We start from the raw sequence: 20,824 nt of genomic DNA, 5'->3' as shown, positions 1-20,824 counted from the left end.
TCTAGGTCTTGATCATTACGCGCTATCAGTCATTAATAATTTCAGGCATTAATAATTTGCGAGATCTCAACAGCACTCAAATGATATTGGCGCGGGCATGATTGCCAGATAGCCAACATCCGTTGGTATTTATCCCACATTGGGGTTTGGGAATTGAAACCGTGAGTTCCTGAGTCAAAATGGGTATAGCGGCCTTCAGTATTAACCATAAAACGCACATAACTCAGGTAACGCGATTCGGTGGCCGCATCAAAGCCGAGGAACGCAATACGGCGTTCATCCAGATCTTGTTGGTCTTTCAGGTTACCCCAAGAGACTTGCAGCGCGTGATGCATCTCCATGATATTAATGATAGTACGGCAAGTATCTTCGCTCATTTCACCAAAATCACGGTCCAGTTCACGCATCTGCAAACCAAAGCCGCGTTCGACAATAGTTTGCTGGCGACGATAACGCTCAGCATTTTCTGGGTCCAGCATGGTCATCATTTTGTACTGATTCGACAGAATCAGCCGTTGGGCGTTTGTCATATCCATCACTAAACTCCTAAGACATAAATAATGAGGAAATCATCGCACACAGAGTTGGGCCATACTTTGATTTGACAGGGGATTTTGCGCTGCTGTGTCTCAGATGCATAAAAAGCCCCGGCTGCCAATAAAGCCCCGGTATGTATTGCCCGACAATGCCATACTATCTGTCATACATACAGACGATACCCCGTCATGGGGACTACAAATCATCAAGAAACGTTTTATCCAACTGCTTGAAGGCACGTTTCAGCACATCTGCCAGAGATTGGTAAGTCGGCGTTTGTTCAATCGGGGCAACAGCTTGCCCGGCTTCAGCCAGTTTGTTTCGCACCTCATGGAACCACTGTAATAAGGTAGGCGGTAACGGCGTGATAGCACGTTTACCTAACCACCATAACCCTTGCAAGGGCAAGCCGCAGGCGAACAAAGCAGTGGCTATGGCTGGCCCTAACTGCCCGCCCAGTGCTATCTGCCAGGTCAGCGTAAAGATGGCCAGCGGCGGCATAAAGCGAATACCAAAACGGGTCGCTGTCGCCACGCGATTCTCCGGGAACACCGGTGCCAGGCGTTTGTCAGCAGGCCAGGTCTTCATATAATGCTGACCACGCTGGAGTACCTGAAACCAACTTACGGTATCAGAGGGTTTTGTTGTCATGGCTCACCTCAACTTCACAAGCAAAGATTAAAATTTTTTTTGCGTTTCACAAACTAAAAATTAGTCTGTTAAATATATTTTGTTTTTAGGCGGCGCTATCGGTATCCTAGCCCGGCCTTTTGCCGCTAGAAGATGACGCTAAATGTGTCAACTTTTTGCAGCATTTAAATCAATTTTGTTAAATCGCACAGGCTTTTACCACCAGGTATTAACGTTTTATCAGCGATTTTTTCATCATCATGCCTTTTTCGCTATCGCATGATGTTAATCATTAATGTCGACGCCAATATGCGCTACGCTTTTGGACAGATTGACGTTTTATTAACCACGTGTTTTTCGCTGTTTTTGTCCCCTCGATGCATTAATAGCATCGGTTACATCAAAAACAAACATCAGACACGACTATAAATAGGTACTTCCATGTCGAGTAAGCTAGTACTGGTTCTTAACTGCGGTAGCTCTTCCCTAAAATTTGCTATCATCGACGCGACCAATGGTGAAGAACACCTCTCTGGTTTAGCCGAATGTTTCCATCTGCCGGAAGCCCGCATCAAATGGAAAATTGAAGGCGGCAAACAGGAAGCAGCATTGGGTGCTGGTGCAGCACACAGCGAAGCACTGAATTTCATTGTTAATACTATTCTGGCACAAAAACCAGAGCTTTCTGCTCAACTGACAGCAATCGGTCACCGTATTGTTCACGGTGGCGAGAAATTCACTGCATCAGCTATCGTTACCGAAGAAGTTATTCAGGGTATCAAAGATTCCATCCCGTTTGCACCACTACATAACCCAGCACACCTGATCGGTATCGCTGAAGCATTGAAATCCTTCCCGAATCTGGCTGATAAAAATGTTGCCGTTTTTGATACTGCCTTCCACCAGACTATGCCGGAAGAGTCTTATCTCTATGCCCTGCCGTACAGCTTATACAAAGAAAACGGTATCCGTCGCTATGGCGCACACGGCACCAGCCACTTCTATGTAAGTCAGGAAGCAGCAAAAACGCTGAACAAACCGCTGGAAGAACTGAACGTTATTACTTGCCATTTGGGCAACGGCGGCTCAGTGACTGCTGTTCGTAACGGTAAATGTGTTGATACTTCTATGGGCCTGACGCCACTGGAAGGTCTGGTTATGGGCACCCGTAGTGGTGACATCGACCCGGCAATCATTTTCCATCTGTATGATGCTATGGGCATGAGCATGGAACAGATCAGCAAACTGTTGACCAAAGAATCTGGCCTGCTGGGCCTGACTGAAGTCACCAGTGATTGCCGTTATGTTGAGGACAATTACGAAACCAAAGCAGATGCTCGCCGCGCTATGGATGTGTTCTGCCACCGCCTGGCGAAATACATCGGTGCTTATACTGCATTGATGGATGGTCGTCTGGATGCAGTTGTATTCACCGGCGGTATCGGTGAAAACGCGGCAATGGTGCGCGAACTGACTTTGAACAAACTGGGCCTGTTGGGCTTTGAAATTGACCATGAACGCAACCTGGCAGCACGCTTTGGTAAGTCTGGCACCATCACCAAAGATGGCAGCCGCTTGGCTCTGGTTATCCCGACCAACGAAGAGCTGGTCATCGCGCAAGACGCCTCTCGTCTGACCGCGTAAATATCCTTAACACCGTCAGCCAAGGCTGGCGGTGTTGCTTTTGACTAACGAGCAACCGTAAAGAGGTTTAGCCGTGTCCCGTACAATAATGTTGATTCCTACCGGCACCAGCGTTGGTTTAACTAGCGTCAGCTTGGGTGTCATCCGTTCCATGGAACAAAAAGGTGTACGCCTGAGCGTATTCAAGCCAATCGCACAGCCTCGCGCTGGTAACGATGCACCTGACCAAACCACCACTATCATCCGCGCGAACTCCAGCATCACTGCTGCTGAGCCGCTGAATATGAATCATGTGGAAACCTTGCTGAGCTCTAACCAGCAAGACGTGTTAATGGAAGAGATAGTTGCCCGTTACCACGAAAACACCAAAGACGCCGAAGTAGTTCTGGTTGAAGGTTTAGTCCCAACGCGCAAACATCAGTTTGCCAATGCGCTGAACTACGAAATCGCCAAAACACTGAACGCAGAAATCGTGTTTGTTATTGCGCTGGGTAATGATTCACCAGACCAATTGAAAGAGCGTATCGAACTGGCTCGTTCCAGCTTCGGTGGCAGCAAAAACAAAAACATCACCGGCGTTATCATTAACAAACTGAATGCGCCAGTGGATGAACAAGGCCGTACCCGCCCTGACCTGTCTGAAATCTTTGATGATTCCACCAAGGCCAGTGTCGCGAGCATCGATCCAAAACAGCTGTTTGCCAACAGCCCACTGCCTGTTCTGGGTTGCGTGCCATGGAGCTTCGAGCTGATTGCGACCCGTGCGATTGATATGTGTAAGCACCTGAATGCGCGCATTATTAACGAAGGCGATATCAGAACCCGCCGCGTTAAATCTGTGACATTCTGCGCGCGCAGTATCCCTCACATGTTGGAGCACTTCCGCCCAGGTTCTCTGCTAGTGACCTCAGCAGACCGCCCAGACGTGTTGGTTTCTGCTTGTTTGGCAGCCATGAATGGCGTTGAAATCGGTGCCATTTTGCTGACCGGCGGTTATGCGATTGATGAGCCAATCAAAAAACTGTGTGATCGCGCCTTCCAAACAGGCCTGCCAGTCTTTATGGTTGATACCAACACTTGGCAGACTTCCCTGAGCCTGCAAAGCTTCAATCTGGAAGTACCGGCAGATGACCATGAGCGTGTTGAGAAACTGCAAAACTACGTTGCCAGCCATATCAGCAGTGAATGGATTGATTCTCTGAGTGCCACATCTGAACGTTCACGTCGCCTGTCTCCTCCAGCATTCCGTTATGAGCTGACCGAGTTGGCACGTAAAGCCGGCAAACGTATCGTGCTGCCAGAAGGCGATGAGCCACGTACAGTTAAAGCTGCGGCTATCTGTGCTGAACGCGGTATCGCGACTTGTGTGCTGTTGGGTAATCCAGAAGAGATCCAACGTGTTGCTGCGGCCCAAGGTATTGAACTGGGTAAAGGCGTTGAAATCATCGATCCGGTTGCTGTGCGTGAGCAGTATGTTCCGCGTCTGGTGGAACTGCGCAAGAGCAAGGGCATGACCGAAGTGGTTGCTCGTGAGCAACTGGAAGATAACGTGGTTCTCGGCACTCTGATGCTGGAGAAAGGCGAAGTTGATGGTTTGGTGTCGGGTGCTGTTCATACTACCGCGAACACTATCCGCCCACCGTTGCAGCTAATCAAAACCGCACCGGGCAGCTCACTGGTGTCTTCTGTGTTCTTCATGCTGCTGCCTGACCAGGTTCTGGTTTATGGTGACTGCGCGATTAACCCAGATCCAACTGCTGAGCAACTGTCAGAAATTGCTATTCAATCGGCTGATTCTGCGGCGGCATTCGGTATCGAACCGCGTGTGGCGATGATCTCTTACTCCACCGGTAATTCTGGTGCAGGTAGCGATGTAGAAAAAGTTCGTGAAGCAACCCGTCTGGCACAGGAAAAACGCCCAGATCTTATCATCGATGGTCCGTTGCAGTATGACGCGGCAATCATGGCTGATGTGGCTAAATCCAAAGCGCCAAATTCCCCGGTTGCAGGTAAAGCGACAGTGTTCATCTTCCCTGACTTGAACACCGGTAACACCACCTATAAAGCGGTACAACGTTCTGCCGACCTGATCTCTATCGGGCCGATGCTGCAAGGCATGCGCAAGCCAGTCAACGACTTGTCCCGTGGCGCTTTGGTAGACGATATCGTCTACACCGTAGCGCTGACTGCTATTCAATCAGCTCAGGCTGACGCGTCTTAATTCCACAATTAAGATGTATATAACAAACGCCAGCTTCGTGCTGGCGTTTTTATTTTCAGCTAAAAATAGTGAGTTGGGGTTAGCTATCAAGTACTTTGTCGAAGTTCAAATTTATAGCTAAAACTCTGGCTAACTGGCTCTTGCACCTCGCCATGTTCATCATTATCCAGCATATTAATCAACAGTTTACCGGCTTCTTTCCCCATTTTTTTGTAATCAATGCGCATTGAGGTCAATGTCGGATGAGTTTGATCACAGCTGTCAGAGCCGTCTAAACATGCCACTGCTATGCCGCTAGGAATTTTCAAAAGCCGCCGTTGGCATTCAAATAATACGCCGAGCGCAATATCTTCATGACTGCATATCACCGCATCCAATTCCGGCTGACGCTGGAGTATTTCGGTCAGAGCATAACGGCCAAACTGTAAACTGGCCGTTTCGGGCGTGGTGACCGTCTGGTCCGCATTTTTGTAATGCTCTAACATCGCCTTATGCCAACCATTCAGTTGCTGGCGTTGCAGGCGGTTATCCATATGAGCGCCGATAAAGCCAATCTGGTGATAACCCCGTTCCAATAAATGGCGGCTAAGTTCATAGGCCGACTCAAAAAAAGCCGCCTCAAGCGTAATTTTGGCCCCTTTGAAATAGGAACCGACCACGTTGACCGTGGGGATATTCGCCCGTTCAAGCAATTGATAGGTTTTATCTGCCAACTGTGAACCAAATATCACCACTGCAGCCGGGTTGCTTTGCAGCAAGGTCATCAATATTTCTGCTTCTTTGCGTTGGTTATATTCATGGCAACCCAGTAATAACTGGAACTCATTTTTATTCAGAATCTGTTGCAGCGACTGCATAAACCGTGAACTGGCTTTGTCTGTTAATGACGGTATTAAAACGGCAATAGTATCACTGTGACCGGAAGCCAATGCTCCGGCGGTACGGTTAGGAATATAGCCCAGAGTTTCAACCGCTTGTTCTATCTTCTCACGTAATTTATCTGAAACCTGCTCCGGCGTTCGCAGCGCTCTGGAAACAGTCATCGCCCCTACCCCGGCGTAATTCGCCACATCCGATAGAGTGACCCGCCCGGTATTACGGCGCTTGCGCGTTTTTTCCATGCTGATTCCTGCCTGATTAAAATTTCTTGTCTGGCCAAACCATTCCCGTACTGGCCCTCGACAATACATTGCATTGTATATGGCTTATTTGGAGATAGCCAAAGTCCATGGTGTGACAAATGATAGCGCTATCACAAATTTTGATAGCGCTATCAGGTAGCGCTATCAATTGAGATATTCATCACATTAATGACAGTGATAACTATCTACTCTCACGTTAACAGTCATCGGGAGTCATCAATATCATGTTAAAAACACTGTTAACGCCAGACGTCATTCAGGTGGTCAAGCACGCAAAAGATTGGCGTGACGCCATCGCGATTTCATGCCAGCCACTTATTGATAATGGCGCCATTGAAGCCCGTTATGTCGAGGCAATTTATCGCTCCCATGAAGCTATCGGCCCGTATTACGTGGTCGGGCCGGGGATTGCTATGCCACATGCCCGTCCAGAAGAAGGGGCGAATAAACTCTCTCTGGCCTTAACCGTCATCACTGAGGGCGTCACTTTCAATGCCGAAGGTAACGACCCAGTAAAACTGCTCATAGTATTAGCGGCGACAGACAGCACTAGCCACATCGAGGCTATTTCTCAACTCGCACAGTTGTTCGATAACGATAATGATGTACAAGCCTTACTTAATGCCAAAACGCAGCAGGATATTTTATCCGTTATTGCACGTTATTAATTTCAACATTGAGTTCGGATAATTATTTCAAGGGGAAAGAAAATGAAAATTACAGTGGTTTGCGGTAACGGTTTAGGCACCAGCCTGATGATGGAAATCAGCATCAAAAGTATTCTTAAAGAATTGGCCGTCAGTGCTGAAGTGGATCATGTTGATCTTGGCTCCGCAAAAGGGATGCCAAGTGACATTTTCATCGGCACTAAAGATATTGCCGAGCAGTTAATTGCTCAAGCTGTTGGCGGCAAAATTGTTGCGCTGGACAACATGATCGACAAGAAAGCCATGAAAGAGCGTTTGTCTGTGGCATTAACCGAATTAGGCGCTTTGTAACTGGAGGCTGGCATGGATTTCTTTCGCTTTTTAATGAGTGATGTTCTTTCCGAACCGGCAGTGCTGGTCGGATTGATTGCTTTAATCGGCTTGATTGCACAGAAAAAACCGGTAACGGAGTGCATTAAAGGCACCGTAAAAACCATTATGGGTTTTGTAATTTTAGGTGCTGGTGCCGGTTTGGTGGTTTCATCTCTGGGTGATTTCGCCAATATCTTCCAACACGCATTCGGTATTCAGGGCGTCGTGCCGAATAACGAAGCTATTGTGTCTGTCGCGCAGAAAAGTTTCGGTAAAGAAATGGCGATGATTATGTTCTTCGCTATGGTTATCAATATTCTGATTGCCCGCTTTACGCCGTGGAAATTTATCTTCCTGACTGGGCACCACACATTGTTTATGTCGATGATGGTGGCGGTAATTCTGGCTACTGCCGGGATTAGCGGTGTGACTCTGATTGTGATTGGTTCCCTGGTTGTGGGGGTTGCGATGGTATTCTTCCCGGCCATTGCCCACCCTTACATGAAGAAAGTCACCGGTTCAGATGATGTTGCAATCGGCCACTTCTCCACCCTGTCTTATGTATTAGCAGGTTTTATCGGCAGTAAGTTTGGTAATAAAGAACATTCGACTGAAGACATGAATGTGCCGAAAAGTCTGTTGTTCTTGCGTGATACGCCAGTCGCCATCTCCTTTACCATGTGTATCATTTTCATCGTAACCTGCCTGTTTGCGGGACCGGAAGTGGTGAAAAGCCTCAGTGGTGGTAAAAACTGGTTCATGTTCTCATTGATGCAATCCATTACTTTCGCCGCTGGTGTGTACATCATCTTGCAAGGTGTGCGTATGGTTATTGCCGAGATTGTTCCCGCGTTTAAAGGGATTTCCGACAAGTTAGTGCCGAATGCTAAACCGGCACTGGATTGCCCGGTTGTATTCCCTTACGCCCCCAATGCGGTATTGGTTGGCTTCCTGAGCAGCTTCGCCGCAGGCCTTATCGGTATGTTTGCATTGTATTTGATGGACATGACGGTAATTATCCCAGGTGTTGTACCTCACTTCTTCGTCGGTGCTGCCGCAGGGGTGTTTGGTAATGCCACCGGTGGACGCCGTGGTGCGATTCTCGGTGCATTCGCTCAAGGCTTGCTGATTACCTTCTTGCCAGTATTCTTGCTGCCAGTATTGGGTGATATTGGGTTCGCCAATACCACCTTCAGTGACGCTGACTTTGGTGCGCTGGGTATTTTACTGGGTATTATCGTTCGCTAATAGTTGTTCGATAATCAGTGAGATAAACGCCAAAAGCCCCTGAAAAGGGGCTTTTTTATAGCAAGTTGGAATCAATCTTCCCGTGGTGTAATTTTACCGTAATCCTGCTCATTATTGCGGGTTAACCACAGTGACAAAGCTTTCAGGGAATCCGGCGTGAACTCGTCGCAGCGCGCGGTAATTTCTTCTGGCAGCATCCAGCGAACTTCGTCTATTTCTTCTGCCTGCAATGCAAATGGGCCATGAGAGACACAGCTGAACAAAGCACCCCACACGCGGCAGCACTCTTCTTCAAAGTAGAATTGACCATGTTCAGCAAAAGGCACCCCCGCAATCCCTAACTCTTCTTCCGCCTCTCGTCGGGCAGACTCAAGGTAGTTTTCACCACTTTGCACCACTCCACCGGCTGTTGCGTCCAGTTTTCCGGGATAGAAATCTTTGCTCTCAGTACGGCGTTGTACCAGTATTTTGCCCATTCCATCGTGCACCACAATATAGGTAGCACGGTGGCGCAGTCGTTGAGCTCTCATTTGTTGACGACTGGATTGAGCAATCACTTCATTTTGCTCATCAACAATATCAACCCACTCGATGACTGCTGCTGGATTTTGCTCCACCATCCTCTGAAACCTTCTATCTGGGCGCGGTTAGTTACGCGCAATTGTTAATCAAGAGTTTTCAACTCGTTGTATTATTTAATTTTTTAATGCCAACTGGGTAACAGGCTCATCATTTTGTAGGGTCAGAACCTGTAAAACGCCCCCATCCAGCATGCCATAACTCGCTGGATATCCTCCTTTGGGGATGCTGACGGAGCCAGGATTAAAGCATATAACATCATCTTTCCACTCTGCCTGAGGGAGATGAGTATGACCATAGACTAAGACATCCCCCTTACGCAACGGAGGAAGCGCCCCCGGATGATAAAGGTGACCATGCGTCAAAAATAAACGTGTTTCTGGCATAATAATCTGTTGCCAGCCGGCCATAATAGGAAACTGTAATAACATCTGATCGACTTCGCTGTCGCAATTACCGCGTACAGCAATAATCTTGTTTTTATAGGGATTAAGACACTCTGCAACAACCGCGGGTTGATAACCTGCCGGTAACGCATTACGTGGCCCATGGTTGAGCAAATCCTCCAATAACACCAGCCATTGCGCTCCACTGCGGTCAAAGATATCCAAAACTTTTTCGGTGGCCGGTAGCGACCCATGCAGATCAGAAGCAAACATTAACTTCATGGTATCGTCTTCTCTTAGGTCTAATCTCAGTAAATCTGGCGACACCTGCCGCCTTAGTAAATAGTGAGAACTAAATGTGGCTTCATTCTATCATCCAATCCGTCGGATTAATCCGAGAAAAGCCACTATCTACCATAAGAAAATTTTATCGTAAAAAACAATGCTGACATGACAAAGTAATGCCAGCTGATGCAAAATAGAATGGAAGAAGAGTCGTTATAACGAAGGTTGCGATACCAATTCGTCCAGCGACAATTGATCAAATAGATATCCCTGCATTGCATCAATATTACTGCCTTTGAGTTGTTCAAACTCATCCTGATTTTCTACACCAACCACAATCACCCCGAGACAATATTTCTTAATATTATTTATCAAAATCGGGAAAGTATGTTTATTGTGTTGCCAGAAGAAATGCTTATCAATCTTCACATATTCGAAAATATTAGCCGTGACCGCATTTAAAGTAGAGCCACCACTGCCCAAGTCATCCAACCAAAGTGGATACCGTTCAGCAAGATCGCGTAACAAAGGGTTATTCATTCCATCAGATAAATTGGAGAATGTCTCCATGATTTCCAGCCGCAGGAAAGGTAACTCATCAAGCATCTGGCGGGTTAACTCATCAGTCACAATCACACTCGCCAAGTCGAAATCAATATTAATTGAAAGCAGAACATGGTGAGCGATAAACCAATCGCGATAAACCTTCACAGCACGTAATTGGTCCTGGAATAAATCAGTCTTTCCATCGACATCTAATGTATTAATAAAATTTTCAACATCGATGGGTAAATCTACCGATTTAGCTGAGAATCGGCTTAATAGTTCTACTGCTAATAAGCTACCGTCTTGCTTATGTATAGGCTCACATACATAAGAACAATTAACTTCGATGTTTAGCTTCATGCGCACCTGAAAAGTGTATGGGCAAGAATGAGATCGCAATCCGACCTCAGTCGGGGGCTTTATAAGCCACCGTGAGTTTTTATGAAATACTCAACTTTTTTATAAAAACATCCAACATGACAACGTGAAAGAGGCTATCAATGGCCACCTCTTTTCCATCCCGATGAGTATATGACTCTAGCAGAAAATCGCGAATTCAGCTTTATAGTCACCGGTATAACTTATAGCCATTGCGGGTGTTCAAAACAATAAAGTACGTAGACACGATAGCTCTACAACAAAATAGGTAATAGTCGAGCATTCAATACTGTATTAATCGGATAGATCGGGGAATTTATTTAGTTATTATTTTTTATTTCGTTAAAAATTTCACTCAGGATGTGCTCAGTGTCGTGGGAGAAGAGCGCAAGTTAGCCTATGCTGAAAAAGAAACTAGGCTACCGCTATCCCCAAGAACTTGGAGTTGCAGGTAAGCATCAAGTAAAAAGGGTATAAACGGAGATTGGCTATGCGTATTTTAATCACTGGAGCTACAGGGCTCATCGGGCGCAGTCTGACCGCATTCCTTTTGTCGCAAGCCCATCAAATAACAGTTTTAACTCGGGACCCGCAAAGAGCGAGTGATATCCTCGGCCCACACGTCACCTGTTGGTCAACGTTGGATGATAAACATGACCTTAATAGTTTCGATGCTGTTATCAATCTGGCGGGTGAGCCTATTGCCGAAAAACGCTGGACCCCACAACAGAAAGAGATTTTATGTCAAAGTCGCTGGCAGATAACCGAAAAACTGACGACATTAATAAGGGCCAGTAGCCAGCCACCAGCCGTATTTATTTCAGGATCCGCAGTCGGATTTTATGGTGATCAGGGGCAAGCCGTGGTCACCGAAGATGAAGCACCACATGATGAGTTCACTCATCAGTTGTGTGAACGTTGGGAAAACCTGGCTCGCGCCGCTGAAAGTCCTCATACCCGAGTTTGCCTGTTACGTACCGGCATTGTATTAGCTCCCCACGGTGGTGCGTTAGCCAAAATGGTGCCACTACTGCGCCTTGGATTAGGCGGCCCGATCGGTGATGGTCGTCAATACCTGCCCTGGATTCATATTGATGACATGGTTCATGGTATTCATTATTTACTGACGACCGATGGACTTAATGGCCCATTCAATATGGTTTCCCCTTATCCGGTACATAATGAACAATTTATTGCCACGCTGGCTGACGTGTTAGACCGCCCGGCAGTCATCCGTACCCCTGCTGCGGCAATTCGTTTGTTACTAGGAGAATCTGCAGCATTGGTATTAGGTGGACAACGTGCAATACCAAAACGCTTAGAGGAAGCGGGCTTTGCTTTCCGCTATTTTGAACTGGAAGAAGCCCTGCGCAATGTTCTAAAAAAACCAATACCATAAAATATCTGTGTTTCGAGTGTGTGCATACTGCATTAAATGATATTGATTAATTGGATATTCACCGCAAGGGGATATCCAATTAATTATGCTATTAACCGGTAGTGATCATCGCCTAGGATTAATATGACGATGAGATGAGCAATCTACTCATCTCATCGGAATAGGTTACTTCAGTGCACCAGAAAGGAACTGCTGTAGACGGAGACTCTTAGGGTTACCAAAAAGCTCTGCTGGCGGGCCCTCTTCTTCAATAACACCTTTGTGTAGGAAGATAACATGGCTGGAAACATGACGAGCAAACTCCATTTCGTGAGTCACCACGACCATGGTTTTCCCCTCTTCTGCCAGCTTCTGCATAATTCGCAAAACCTCACCCACTAATTCAGGGTCCAGCGCAGAAGTGGGTTCATCAAATAATAATACATCCGGCTCCATCGCCAATGCCCGCGCAATAGAAACACGCTGCTGCTGACCACCGGAAAGATGTACCGGATATTTGGCGCGAGCACGTTCATCAATACCGACTTTATCCAAATAGCGAATTGCCCGCTCTTTAGCGACTGATTTACTTAATCCCAAGACTTGGACGGGCGCTTCCATGACATTTTCCAGCACCGTCATATGGCTCCATAAATTGAAATGCTGGAATACCATCGTTAACCGTGTACGCAATAATTGCAGTTCTTTTTTATCGAAGACTTTTAGTTGCCCATCTTTATCGCGAACCAGCCTAATATCTTGATTATTGACGCTAATAGATCCTTCACTGGGTTTTTCTAAAAAATTGATACAACGTAAAAAAGTGCTTTTTCCCGATCCAGAGGAGCCAATAATGGAAATAACATCCCCGGCTTTGGCTGAAAGTGAAACTCCTTTTAAAACCTCATGTTCACCATAGTGCTTATGTAATTCCGTCACAGATAGTTTGGTTTCAGCTATTTTAGGTTCTAACGTGTCAGTCATAGCTCTTGATGTATCAGTTATAGTTCTTGATGTATCAGTCATAATTTCTCCGTACTTAATGCGATGCCTGAGGTTTTATATGTGCCAGCCAACGTTTCTCTGCCTGGCGGAACAGGCTAATTAGCGTGAAGGAGATAATCAGATAAAGTACGGCAGCAATACCAAAAGCATAAAACGGCTGATAAGTCGCGGCGTTAATATCACGCGCTATTTTCAGTATATCTGGCACCGTGGCTGTAAAAGCTAATGCGGTGGAATGCAGCATTAAAATAACTTCATTACTGTAGGCCGGTAAAGCAATACGCAGTGCGGAAGGCAAAATAATACAGCGATACATTTTAAAGCGCGAGAAACCATAGGCTCTGGCTGCTTCTATTTCACCATGGGGTACCGAACGAATAGCACCAGCGAATATTTCAGTGGTGTAAGCACAGGTATTCAGCGTCAAGGCCAAAATAGTACAATTCAATCCACTGCGGAAGAATGCATTAAGTAGATCGTTACCTCGGACTATCTCCAAGCTGTACATGCCGGAATAGAATATCAGTAATTGTACATATAGCGGCGTGCCGCGGAAGATATAGGTAAAGATCCAGACCGGTAAGCGAATCCAGCGCCGCTCGGCTACTCGTGCCACGGCTAATGGAATTGCCATTAACCCACCCATCACGACGGAACTAATTAATAGCCACAGGGTAACGGCCATGCCGGTAAATCGGTAGCCATCACTCCAAAGCAGGGCTTGCCAATATTGATGTAGGATTTCAATCATAGTTCGGCCCTCTTCACTCCATGGGAATAGCGCCGTTCCAACCACAGCAAAACACCATTGGATATGGTGGTAAAAATCAGATAAACCACACCAGCCACCAAGGCGAAGAAGAAGGGTTGATAAGTTCCCTTTCCAGCCAATTGCGTTGCTTTAACTACGTCATTCAATCCTAGAATAGAGACTAATGCTGTCGCTTTGAGAATCACTTGCCAGTTATTACCAATGCCCGGCAGTGCATAGCGCATCATGGCCGGAAACATTATTCTGCGAAAAATCTGACTGGAAGAAAAACCAAATGCCCTGGCTGCTTCAATCTGGCCCGTCGGAACTGCCATATAAGCACCACGGAAAGTTTCTGTGAAATAAGCACCATAGATAAAACCGAGGGTGATAATCCCCGCAGAAAGAGGGTCAATATTAATTTGTGCAAAACCAAGGGATTCGGTAATGCTATTTAGGGTTATCTGCAAACCGTAGAAGATAAGTAACATCAAAACTAAATCAGGTACACCGCGGATAAGCGTGGTGTAGCACTCAAATAAACCGGATAAAAGCCGATTTGATGATAATTTCCCACCGGCACCAATTAAGCCGATAATCACTGATAGCAGCACTGAGCACAGTGCCAGCTCCAGTGTCACCAGCGCACCTTCAAATATCAGTTTGGAATATCCATCCAGCATCTGGGTTATCCTATTTTACTGAGTCAGGAGTCTGGTTAATTACTTTGGGTTAATAGCCATAACGGCCCCTGCTATTGAGGCAGAGGCCGTTACAACGAGCGGAATTAACCGCCGTAAACGTCAAAGTCGAAATATTTTTTCGCAAGTTTGTCGTAAGTGCCATCTTTGCGCATTTCTGCAAAGGCTTTATCCAGCGCCGCTTTCAATTCCGCATCATCTTTACGCAAGCCCATACCGGTACCTACGCCGAAGAATTGATCATTTTTAACAGATGGGCCAGCGAAAGCATAACCCTTACCTGCTTCTTGTTTCAGGAAACCTTCGCTACCCGCGACTTCATCCTGGAAAGCAGCATCAATACGCCCAGAACTCAAATCGGAGTAAATCAAATCCTGATTCTGATAGGCAACAACATCAATACCTTTTGGCTGCCACTCAGCATTGGCGAATGCTTCCTGAGTAGAACCTTGTAATACCCCAACACGTTTGCCTTTCAAAGCCACCAATGTTGGCTCAATTTTGCTGTCTTTCGGCGCGATTAAACGAGCATTAGCCGCATAAAGCTTGTCAGTGAAAGCAATTTCTTTTTGGCGTTTCTCGGTAATAGAAAGTGAAGAGATAATGGCATCAATCTTTTTAGCTTTCAGCGACGGAATAAGTGCATCGAAATCACTTTCAACAAAAGTACATTTAGTATCAATACGATTACATAACTCTTTTGCTATATCGATATCAAAACCTACCAACTCACCACTGGCATTTTTAGATTCGAAAGGAGCATAAGTTGGATCTGTACCAATTTTGATATCTTTAGGAATGGCGGCAAAAGCACTGCTGGCGGCAGCCAATGCTAATACTAAAGGCAGAACCAAAATCTTCTTATTCATACATAACCCTCAAATTGATTTTCGATGCCATAAAGCGCGTTAGTTTTCTGTACAACCCCTAGCGTCCATAAATCAATTTGCAGTAATCGTGCCAGTAATCACCAAGAATGAAAGCAAATTTCATGTTCACTTTATTGGCACAACTGCCACTAAAAGTGGGCATAGGGTCGTAGGCAGAAACTGAATACGAAATCTATACAACAGTATACGTCCCAGAACAGCATCATTGTGGTGCATAATGCGCCCTATTTCAGTGCGATGTTGCACAAATGTATTAATTGAGGGAAAAATGTTAACTTCCGCCTTGCCAGCGAATAAACAGATCTTCGGGTAGTTCGATATCGAGTTGATCAATAATTCGATTAACCGTCTGATCAACAAGGTCTTGGATAGTCTGTGGGCGATGATAAAACGCAGGCATAGGTGGCATGATGACCGCGCCCAATTCGGCAGCTTGTACCATCAGGCGCAAATGGCCTAAATGCAATGGAGTTTCGCGCACACACAATATCAGGGGGCGGCGTTCTTTCAATATGACATCAGCCGCGCGAGTCAATAAGCCATCAGTATAGCTATGAACAATGCCAGATAACGTTTTGATTGAACAAGGTAAAATGACCATTCCACTGGTCTTGAATGATCCAGAAGAAACACAAGCTGCGATATCACGAGAATCATGCACCACATCCGCCAGCGCCTGTACCTCCTTAACACTGAACTCGGTTTCAAGCGCTAACGTCTGGCGCGCCGCATTACTGAGAATCAAGTGGGTTTCTACCCCCTCGACCTGTTGCAGCACCTGTAACAGGCGAATACCATAAATGGCACCGCTGGCACCACTGATACCGATAATAAGTCGTTTCATGGGATAGTCCCTCAACTGGCTTTATGCCTTATAAATTAAGCATAACATAAAGAAATATGGCGAGACTTTGCCGTATCAGAAGTCAATTAGCAAATTATCGCCCGCCAATTGAGCCATAACATCCAGAGTTTTATTAACAACAAAAAAGGCGCACCGCGCTTGCACGCTGGTTGCACCTTTTTGATTCACTTTATCTTTACCGCGATTTAAACCCAAAAGATTTCAAGATGCAGGGTATTAGCCCTCGTTATGCATCTCAAGGTTCTCAGCTTCGTTATGATTACGTAATGCTTGCGCATCATCGTTACGTAACGATTCCAGATATTCCAGATAGCTTTGATCCACATCTTTAGTGACGTAAACGCCGTTAAAGACTGAACACTCAAACTGAGTGATATCCGGGTTATCTTCGCGTACAGCTTCGATAAGGTCAGTTAGATCCTGGAAAATCAGCGCATCTGCACCAATCAACTGACGAATCTCATCCACTTCACGACCATGCGCAATTAACTCATTGGCACTTGGCATATCGATGCCATACACATTCGGGAAACGGATTTCAGGAGCGGCGGACGCGAAGTACACTTTCTTCGCACCAGCTTCACGTGCCATTTCAACAATCTGTTCCGACGTAGTGCCGCGCACAATGGAATCATCCACTAATAACACATTCTTATCGCGGAATTCTGCACGATTGGCATTCAGTTTACGACGTACCGATTTACGGCGCTCCTGCTGGCCCGGCATGATAAAAGTACGGCCGACATAGCGGTTTTTCACAAACCCCTGGCGGTACGGTTTATCCAGAATGCGGGCGATTTCCAATGCAATATCGCAGGAAGTTTCTGGGATTGGGATGACCACATCGATATCCAGGTCTTCCCACTGTTTGGCAATTTTTGCGCCTAATTTCTGGCCCATGCGCACACGCGCACTGTAAACAGAAATTTTATCCATAAAGGAGTCTGGACGGGCAAAATAAACATACTCAAACAAGCACGGATTGAATTTCGGATTTTCAGCACATTGGCGAGTAAACAGCTGGCCTTTTTCGGTGATATACACCGCTTCGCCCGGCGCGACATCCCGCAAGAATTCGAAACCAAGGGTATCCAAAGCCACACTTTCAGAGGCGACCATGTATTCATTACGGCCATCAGCAATAGTGCGTTTGCCAATAACCAGCGGACGAATACCGTTCGGGTCACGGAAAGCAACCATACCGTGACCAATAATCATCGCGACGCAAGCATATGCACCGCGAATCAATTGATGTGTGGCAGCCACTGCGGCAAAAATGTTGTCAGATTCCAACGGATAGTGTTGGAAACGGTCTAATTCGCTGGCAAAAATATTCAGCAGAATTTCTGAGTCAGAAGTGGTATTCACATGACGGCGAGAAACTTCGAATAATTTCTTTCTCAGCTGGTGAGCATTAGTCAGATTACCGTTATGAGCCAGAGTGATGCCAAACGGTGAGTTAACGTAGAAAGGTTGAGCCTCGGAAGCACTGGAGCTGCCTGCTGTTGGGTAACGAACATGGCCAATCCCCATATTCCCCTGTAAGCGCAGCATATGCCGGGTTTCAAATACATCCTTCACCAAGCCGTTTGCTTTACGCAGCCGGAACCCATTATGGGCATCAATGGTAACGATGCCTGCAGCATCCTGGCCTCGGTGCTGAAGCACCGTCAACGCATCATAAATCGACTGGTTTACCGGTGCAAAACCGGCGATACCGACAATACCGCACATGTTGTCTTTTCCTCATAAGCCGCTCCGAATCGGTAGTTGATTCGGTAAGAAACTCGACGTGCTCTGCAGGTAGTCAAAGAACCACCTGATGATATAACTGAACTGCGGGATTAATTGCGACTGTTTCCAGTCAACACTTTGCGAGAAGCCGGTAAACGTGTCCAGAAAGAACAACATGGCGGAGACAATTAGAACACCTCGCAGTGCGCCAAAGCAGATCCCAAGTACCCTGTCAGTTCCCGATAATCCAGTACGCTCAACCAACGAACCAATCACATAGTTAACAATAGCCCCGACGATCAATGTCGCGATGAACAAAATGCCGATAGCAATTCCGTTACGGACCACTTCATCCTCAAAACGAGTGAAGTAGACAGCAAGGTAACTGTAAAAATGGCTGGCAACGAAAAACGCACATCCCCATGTTACAAGTGACAATGCTTCACGGACAAAACCACGGATTAAGCTGACTAAAGCAGAAAATCCGATAATCCCTATAATGACGTAATCAATCCAGACCATGACTATTCCAATGACGAAATCGCCGCTGCATCCTGTTCGCGGCGAATTCTAACAGAAAAAGAAAACGTTTGCGTAGAGGAATTATTGCCGGCGACAAATTAAAGTGCGGCGATTTTAAAAACAACAATCGCCGCACAAACTTAGCGTTAAAACCCCGTAAACTCTGATGTCTTAACCCTTATTCAAACTTTAGCGCCCCGTGCCATAGGGCTTAACCTGGCCATTCAGACCACTTAATGAATTAAGTTCTGACAAGGCCGATTGCAATTTTTGTTTTGACGCATCCGGCCCGACATACACACGCGTTATTTGGCCCTGAACGGGGGTTGCAGGCACAGTAAACGCCCGATGGCCTGACAGGCGTAGCGTCGCGACAATTTCATTCACTTTGGCGGCATTTTTCAGCGCCCCAAGTTGGACGACATAGGCCTGCCCCACGGGGGCTTTTTCTTCTGTGACCGGTTTGCTTTCTGGCTGAACTTCCGGTTTAACCTCCGGTTTTGGCTTAACTTCTGGCGATTTTTTTTCAACCGGAATTGGCTTCGGTTCGACAGGCTTAGTCTCAACCGGTTTCTTCTCGACAGGTTTCACCTCAACCGGCTTACTTTGCACCGGCGGCGGTACCACGAGAGTAGGTTCAGACGGCAGATTACCGGCATCATTAGCGGCCTGAGAGGCGGAATCATCTTTGGGGACTTCCACGGCTTGCGCTGCACCTTCCGGCGGCGCAATAGGCAGGGGCTGACTGACCGGTGGAACCGCATCAATCTCCTGACTATCACCGGGTTTGGGCACTAACGGGATGGCAGCAAACTCATCCTCATAATGCTTCTTTTTACCATCCAGTAGCCCCGGCAATACAATCACGCCCAATGCCACCAAAATTATGGTCCCGACTAAACGGTTCTGGAACTTACTTGCCACTCGCACTCCCCGCGTTTTACCTTTTGTCTCTGAAGCTACAGGGGCATTGACTTACTGCCAACCGGCAACTCCAACCACTTTGGGTATAGATTCAAGTTGTTATAAACTCGATACTGTCACAAACCCGATGCTTCCATCACATGTGCGACAGTATGGAAAGAGCCACAGACAATAACCACATCCTGTGGTTCTGCATCTTGCATAGCCTGACGCCAGGCGGTTTCGACATCACTAAATTGGCGTGATTGCGCTAAATGCTCGGCTAATTGCTCCGCACTGGCCCCACGCGGCCCTTCCAGCGGCGCACAGTACCATTCATCAACTTGCTCAGATAAACACGCCAGCGTACCGCCAATATCTTTATCTGATAGCATCCCCACCACCGCCCGAACTTTACCCTGCTTCGGCAATTGCGCGAGTTTGTCCGTCAAATAACGCGCGGCATGAGGGTTATGAGCAACATCCAAAATCAGCAAAGGTTCTTCGCTAACTATCTGAAAACGCCCGGGTAAACTGGCAGCTTGTAACCCCTGACGAATGATATCTTCGCTCAATGGCAATCCGGAATAATGCAATACAGCCAGCGCAGTTGCGGCATTAGCCAGCGGTACATTCGGCAGCGGCAAATTACACCATTGTCGGTCAGCGCATTGCCAGCTCCAGCAGCTTTTTTGTTGATCAACAAGTTCTTGCTGGCTGAATTGCCAGGCGCTATCTCGTTGATACAATTGAGCGCCGAGTTTTGTAGCAACCTCTGCAATAGACTGAGGCATATCGGGTTCGCCCACAACAGCGGGTTTACTGCCACGGAATACACCGGCTTTTTCCCGGCCAATGCTTTCTCTGTCGAATCCCAGCCAGTCTGTGTGGTCTATCGCAATACTGGTGATGGCAGCAACATCTGAGTCAACAATATTAGTCGCATCCAAACGTCCTCCGAGGCCAACTTCTAAAATCACCACATCAAGCTTAGCCTGCTTAAAGAGTTGCAGTGCCGATAAAGTGCCAAATTCGAAGTAAGTCAGTGAGATACCTTCGCGCCCAGCTTCAATTTTGGCAAAAGAATGGCTATGTTCAGCTTCAGGCAGTTCTTGCCCCTGAATACGAACGCGCTCGGTGTAACGCAAGAGATGAGGTGAGCTGTAAACCCCGACACGCAGACCGGCTGCAAGTAAAATTGATTCCAGGGTACAACAAGTGGTGCCTTTGCCATTCGTGCCGGCAATGGTAAATACTTTCGGGGCAGGCTGAAGCAAATCCAAACGCTCAGCAACCTGTTTTACCCGTTCCAGCCCCAGCTCGATTGGCTGAGAATGTAAATGCTCGAGATAGTAAAGCCACGCGGCCAAAGGCGACGTGGCTTGGGGAATTTGATGGTTGTTCATAAGTCCCGTCACTGGCCTTTATATCCTTCGTACTCGAAACCGCAGGGTTGTTAG

The 20,824-nt window shown here is 46.8% G+C and carries 21 protein-coding genes; 6 read left to right on the top strand and 15 right to left on the bottom strand.

Annotation, left to right across the window (positions count from 1 at the left end; genetic code table 11):
• Positions 1–41: 41 nt before the first annotated feature.
• Both F0T03_RS07515 and yfbV read right to left on the bottom strand, forming a co-directional pair.
• The gene (locus tag F0T03_RS07515; protein WP_004391637.1) at positions 42–536 is read right to left on the bottom strand and encodes a YfbU family protein; all 495 of its coding nucleotides are present in this window, start codon (positions 534–536) and stop codon (positions 42–44) included.
• Between the two features lie 196 nt (positions 537–732).
• Positions 733–1,188: a terminus macrodomain insulation protein YfbV gene (gene yfbV / locus F0T03_RS07510; protein WP_145556329.1), complete on the bottom strand. Its 456-nt coding sequence runs from the start codon at positions 1,186–1,188 to the stop codon at positions 733–735.
• Positions 1,189–1,608: 420 nt separating this feature from the next.
• On the opposite strand from yfbV, the gene ackA reads away from it, so the two are divergent.
• Both ackA and pta read left to right on the top strand, forming a co-directional pair.
• Positions 1,609–2,811, top strand: coding sequence for an acetate kinase (gene ackA / locus F0T03_RS07505; RefSeq protein WP_145556328.1), 1,203 nt, complete (start codon positions 1,609–1,611; stop codon positions 2,809–2,811).
• A gap of 88 nt (positions 2,812–2,899) precedes the next feature.
• Entirely contained in the window at positions 2,900–5,032 is a 2,133-nt protein-coding gene (pta, locus tag F0T03_RS07500; protein WP_162527020.1) for a phosphate acetyltransferase, read from the top strand.
• 86 nt (positions 5,033–5,118) lie between these two features.
• On the opposite strand, the gene F0T03_RS07495 is transcribed toward pta, so the two are convergent.
• Positions 5,119–6,153: a LacI family DNA-binding transcriptional regulator gene (locus F0T03_RS07495; protein ID WP_145556326.1), complete on the bottom strand. Its 1,035-nt coding sequence runs from the start codon at positions 6,151–6,153 to the stop codon at positions 5,119–5,121.
• A 245-nt stretch (positions 6,154–6,398) separates the two neighbouring features.
• Here F0T03_RS07495 and F0T03_RS07490 point away from each other — a divergent pair, with 245 nt between their 5' ends.
• The 3 genes from F0T03_RS07490 to ulaA are packed head-to-tail and all read left to right on the top strand — an operon-like array spanning position 6,399 to position 8,441.
• Positions 6,399–6,842 (top strand): PTS sugar transporter subunit IIA, encoded by a 444-nt coding sequence (locus F0T03_RS07490; RefSeq protein ID WP_145556325.1) that lies wholly within the window; start codon positions 6,399–6,401, stop codon positions 6,840–6,842.
• A 42-nt stretch (positions 6,843–6,884) separates the two neighbouring features.
• Positions 6,885–7,172, top strand: a complete 288-nt coding sequence (locus tag F0T03_RS07485; protein ID WP_145556324.1) for a PTS sugar transporter subunit IIB — start codon at positions 6,885–6,887, stop codon at positions 7,170–7,172.
• A gap of 12 nt (positions 7,173–7,184) precedes the next feature.
• Positions 7,185–8,441 carry a PTS ascorbate transporter subunit IIC gene (gene ulaA / locus F0T03_RS07480; protein ID WP_005192644.1) on the top strand — a complete coding sequence of 419 codons (1,257 nt, stop codon included), beginning with the start codon at positions 7,185–7,187 and terminating at the stop codon, positions 8,439–8,441.
• Between the two features lie 71 nt (positions 8,442–8,512).
• Here ulaA and yfcD read toward each other — a convergent pair whose 3' ends face one another.
• The 3 genes from yfcD to F0T03_RS07465 all read right to left on the bottom strand — a co-directional run bounded on the left by yfcD (position 8,513) and on the right by F0T03_RS07465 (position 10,597).
• Positions 8,513–9,061 carry an NUDIX hydrolase YfcD gene (gene yfcD, locus F0T03_RS07475; RefSeq protein WP_011815932.1) on the bottom strand — a complete coding sequence of 183 codons (549 nt, stop codon included), beginning with the start codon at positions 9,059–9,061 and terminating at the stop codon, positions 8,513–8,515.
• Positions 9,062–9,136: 75 nt separating this feature from the next.
• Positions 9,137–9,688, bottom strand: coding sequence for a phosphodiesterase (gene yfcE, locus F0T03_RS07470; RefSeq protein ID WP_159677608.1), 552 nt, complete (start codon positions 9,686–9,688; stop codon positions 9,137–9,139).
• Positions 9,689–9,904: 216 nt separating this feature from the next.
• Entirely contained in the window at positions 9,905–10,597 is a 693-nt protein-coding gene (locus F0T03_RS07465; RefSeq protein ID WP_162526906.1) for an EAL domain-containing protein, read from the bottom strand.
• 508 nt (positions 10,598–11,105) lie between these two features.
• Here F0T03_RS07465 and F0T03_RS07460 point away from each other — a divergent pair.
• Entirely contained in the window at positions 11,106–12,014 is a 909-nt protein-coding gene (locus F0T03_RS07460; protein ID WP_159677607.1) for a TIGR01777 family oxidoreductase, read from the top strand.
• 165 nt (positions 12,015–12,179) lie between these two features.
• Here the strand turns inward: F0T03_RS07460 and hisP are convergent, their stop codons facing one another.
• The 9 genes from hisP to folC form a co-directional block, all read right to left on the bottom strand.
• Complete coding sequence (gene hisP / locus F0T03_RS07455; protein WP_145556321.1) at positions 12,180–12,977, bottom strand: histidine ABC transporter ATP-binding protein HisP; 798 nt, start codon at positions 12,975–12,977, stop codon at positions 12,180–12,182.
• 55 nt (positions 12,978–13,032) lie between these two features.
• Positions 13,033–13,749, bottom strand: coding sequence for an ABC transporter permease (locus tag F0T03_RS07450; RefSeq protein ID WP_145556320.1), 717 nt, complete (start codon positions 13,747–13,749; stop codon positions 13,033–13,035).
• A complete protein-coding gene (locus F0T03_RS07445; RefSeq protein WP_145556319.1) occupies positions 13,746–14,432 on the bottom strand; it encodes a histidine ABC transporter permease HisQ in 687 nt (228 codons plus the stop codon). Before F0T03_RS07445 ends, F0T03_RS07450 begins: the two co-directional genes overlap by 4 nt.
• Before the next feature lie 104 nt (positions 14,433–14,536).
• The gene (gene hisJ, locus F0T03_RS07440; protein ID WP_145556318.1) at positions 14,537–15,319 is read right to left on the bottom strand and encodes a histidine ABC transporter substrate-binding protein HisJ; all 783 of its coding nucleotides are present in this window, start codon (positions 15,317–15,319) and stop codon (positions 14,537–14,539) included.
• Positions 15,320–15,611: 292 nt separating this feature from the next.
• The gene (locus F0T03_RS07435) at positions 15,612–16,184 is read right to left on the bottom strand and encodes a UbiX family flavin prenyltransferase (protein WP_145556317.1); all 573 of its coding nucleotides are present in this window, start codon (positions 16,182–16,184) and stop codon (positions 15,612–15,614) included.
• Between the two features lie 237 nt (positions 16,185–16,421).
• Positions 16,422–17,939: an amidophosphoribosyltransferase gene (gene purF / locus F0T03_RS07430; protein WP_145556316.1), complete on the bottom strand. Its 1,518-nt coding sequence runs from the start codon at positions 17,937–17,939 to the stop codon at positions 16,422–16,424.
• Between the two features lie 12 nt (positions 17,940–17,951).
• Positions 17,952–18,461, bottom strand: coding sequence for a colicin V production protein (gene cvpA / locus F0T03_RS07425; protein ID WP_145556315.1), 510 nt, complete (start codon positions 18,459–18,461; stop codon positions 17,952–17,954).
• A 189-nt stretch (positions 18,462–18,650) separates the two neighbouring features.
• A complete protein-coding gene (dedD, locus tag F0T03_RS07420) occupies positions 18,651–19,385 on the bottom strand; it encodes a cell division protein DedD (protein ID WP_159677606.1) in 735 nt (244 codons plus the stop codon).
• 116 nt (positions 19,386–19,501) lie between these two features.
• On the bottom strand, positions 19,502–20,770 hold the full coding sequence (folC, locus tag F0T03_RS07415) for a bifunctional tetrahydrofolate synthase/dihydrofolate synthase (protein ID WP_159677605.1): 1,269 nt from the start codon (positions 20,768–20,770) through the stop codon (positions 19,502–19,504).
• Positions 20,771–20,824 lie beyond the last annotated feature (54 nt).

It is taken from the genome of Yersinia canariae (assembly GCF_009831415.1).
GTDB classification, from domain to species: Bacteria; Pseudomonadota; Gammaproteobacteria; order Enterobacterales; family Enterobacteriaceae; genus Yersinia; species Yersinia canariae.
Note: the sequence above shows the minus strand (reverse complement) of the source record. Positions and strands in the feature narration are given on the sequence as shown.

Excerpts from the sequence above, each read along its gene's own strand:
- F0T03_RS07515 (WP_004391637.1), bottom strand. The coding sequence starts at position 536 with ATGGATATGACAAACGCCCAACGGCTGATTCTGTCGAATCAGTACAAA.
- yfbV (WP_145556329.1), bottom strand. The coding sequence starts at position 1,188 with ATGACAACAAAACCCTCTGATACCGTAAGTTGGTTTCAGGTACTCCAG.
- ackA (WP_145556328.1), top strand. The coding sequence starts at position 1,609 with ATGTCGAGTAAGCTAGTACTGGTTCTTAACTGCGGTAGCTCTTCCCTA.
- pta (WP_162527020.1), top strand. The coding sequence starts at position 2,900 with ATGTTGATTCCTACCGGCACCAGCGTTGGTTTAACTAGCGTCAGCTTG.
- F0T03_RS07495 (WP_145556326.1), bottom strand. The coding sequence starts at position 6,153 with ATGGAAAAAACGCGCAAGCGCCGTAATACCGGGCGGGTCACTCTATCG.
- F0T03_RS07490 (WP_145556325.1), top strand. The coding sequence starts at position 6,399 with ATGTTAAAAACACTGTTAACGCCAGACGTCATTCAGGTGGTCAAGCAC.
- F0T03_RS07485 (WP_145556324.1), top strand. The coding sequence starts at position 6,885 with ATGAAAATTACAGTGGTTTGCGGTAACGGTTTAGGCACCAGCCTGATG.
- ulaA (WP_005192644.1), top strand. The coding sequence starts at position 7,185 with ATGGATTTCTTTCGCTTTTTAATGAGTGATGTTCTTTCCGAACCGGCA.
- yfcD (WP_011815932.1), bottom strand. The coding sequence starts at position 9,061 with ATGGTGGAGCAAAATCCAGCAGCAGTCATCGAGTGGGTTGATATTGTT.
- yfcE (WP_159677608.1), bottom strand. The coding sequence starts at position 9,688 with ATGAAGTTAATGTTTGCTTCTGATCTGCATGGGTCGCTACCGGCCACC.
- F0T03_RS07465 (WP_162526906.1), bottom strand. The coding sequence starts at position 10,597 with ATGAAGCTAAACATCGAAGTTAATTGTTCTTATGTATGTGAGCCTATA.
- F0T03_RS07460 (WP_159677607.1), top strand. The coding sequence starts at position 11,106 with ATGCGTATTTTAATCACTGGAGCTACAGGGCTCATCGGGCGCAGTCTG.
- hisP (WP_145556321.1), bottom strand. The coding sequence starts at position 12,977 with ATGACTGACACGTTAGAACCTAAAATAGCTGAAACCAAACTATCTGTG.
- F0T03_RS07450 (WP_145556320.1), bottom strand. The coding sequence starts at position 13,749 with ATGATTGAAATCCTACATCAATATTGGCAAGCCCTGCTTTGGAGTGAT.
- F0T03_RS07445 (WP_145556319.1), bottom strand. The coding sequence starts at position 14,432 with ATGCTGGATGGATATTCCAAACTGATATTTGAAGGTGCGCTGGTGACA.
- hisJ (WP_145556318.1), bottom strand. The coding sequence starts at position 15,319 with ATGAATAAGAAGATTTTGGTTCTGCCTTTAGTATTAGCATTGGCTGCC.
- F0T03_RS07435 (WP_145556317.1), bottom strand. The coding sequence starts at position 16,184 with ATGAAACGACTTATTATCGGTATCAGTGGTGCCAGCGGTGCCATTTAT.
- purF (WP_145556316.1), bottom strand. The coding sequence starts at position 17,939 with ATGTGCGGTATTGTCGGTATCGCCGGTTTTGCACCGGTAAACCAGTCG.
- cvpA (WP_145556315.1), bottom strand. The coding sequence starts at position 18,461 with ATGGTCTGGATTGATTACGTCATTATAGGGATTATCGGATTTTCTGCT.
- folC (WP_159677605.1), bottom strand. The coding sequence starts at position 20,770 with ATGAACAACCATCAAATTCCCCAAGCCACGTCGCCTTTGGCCGCGTGG.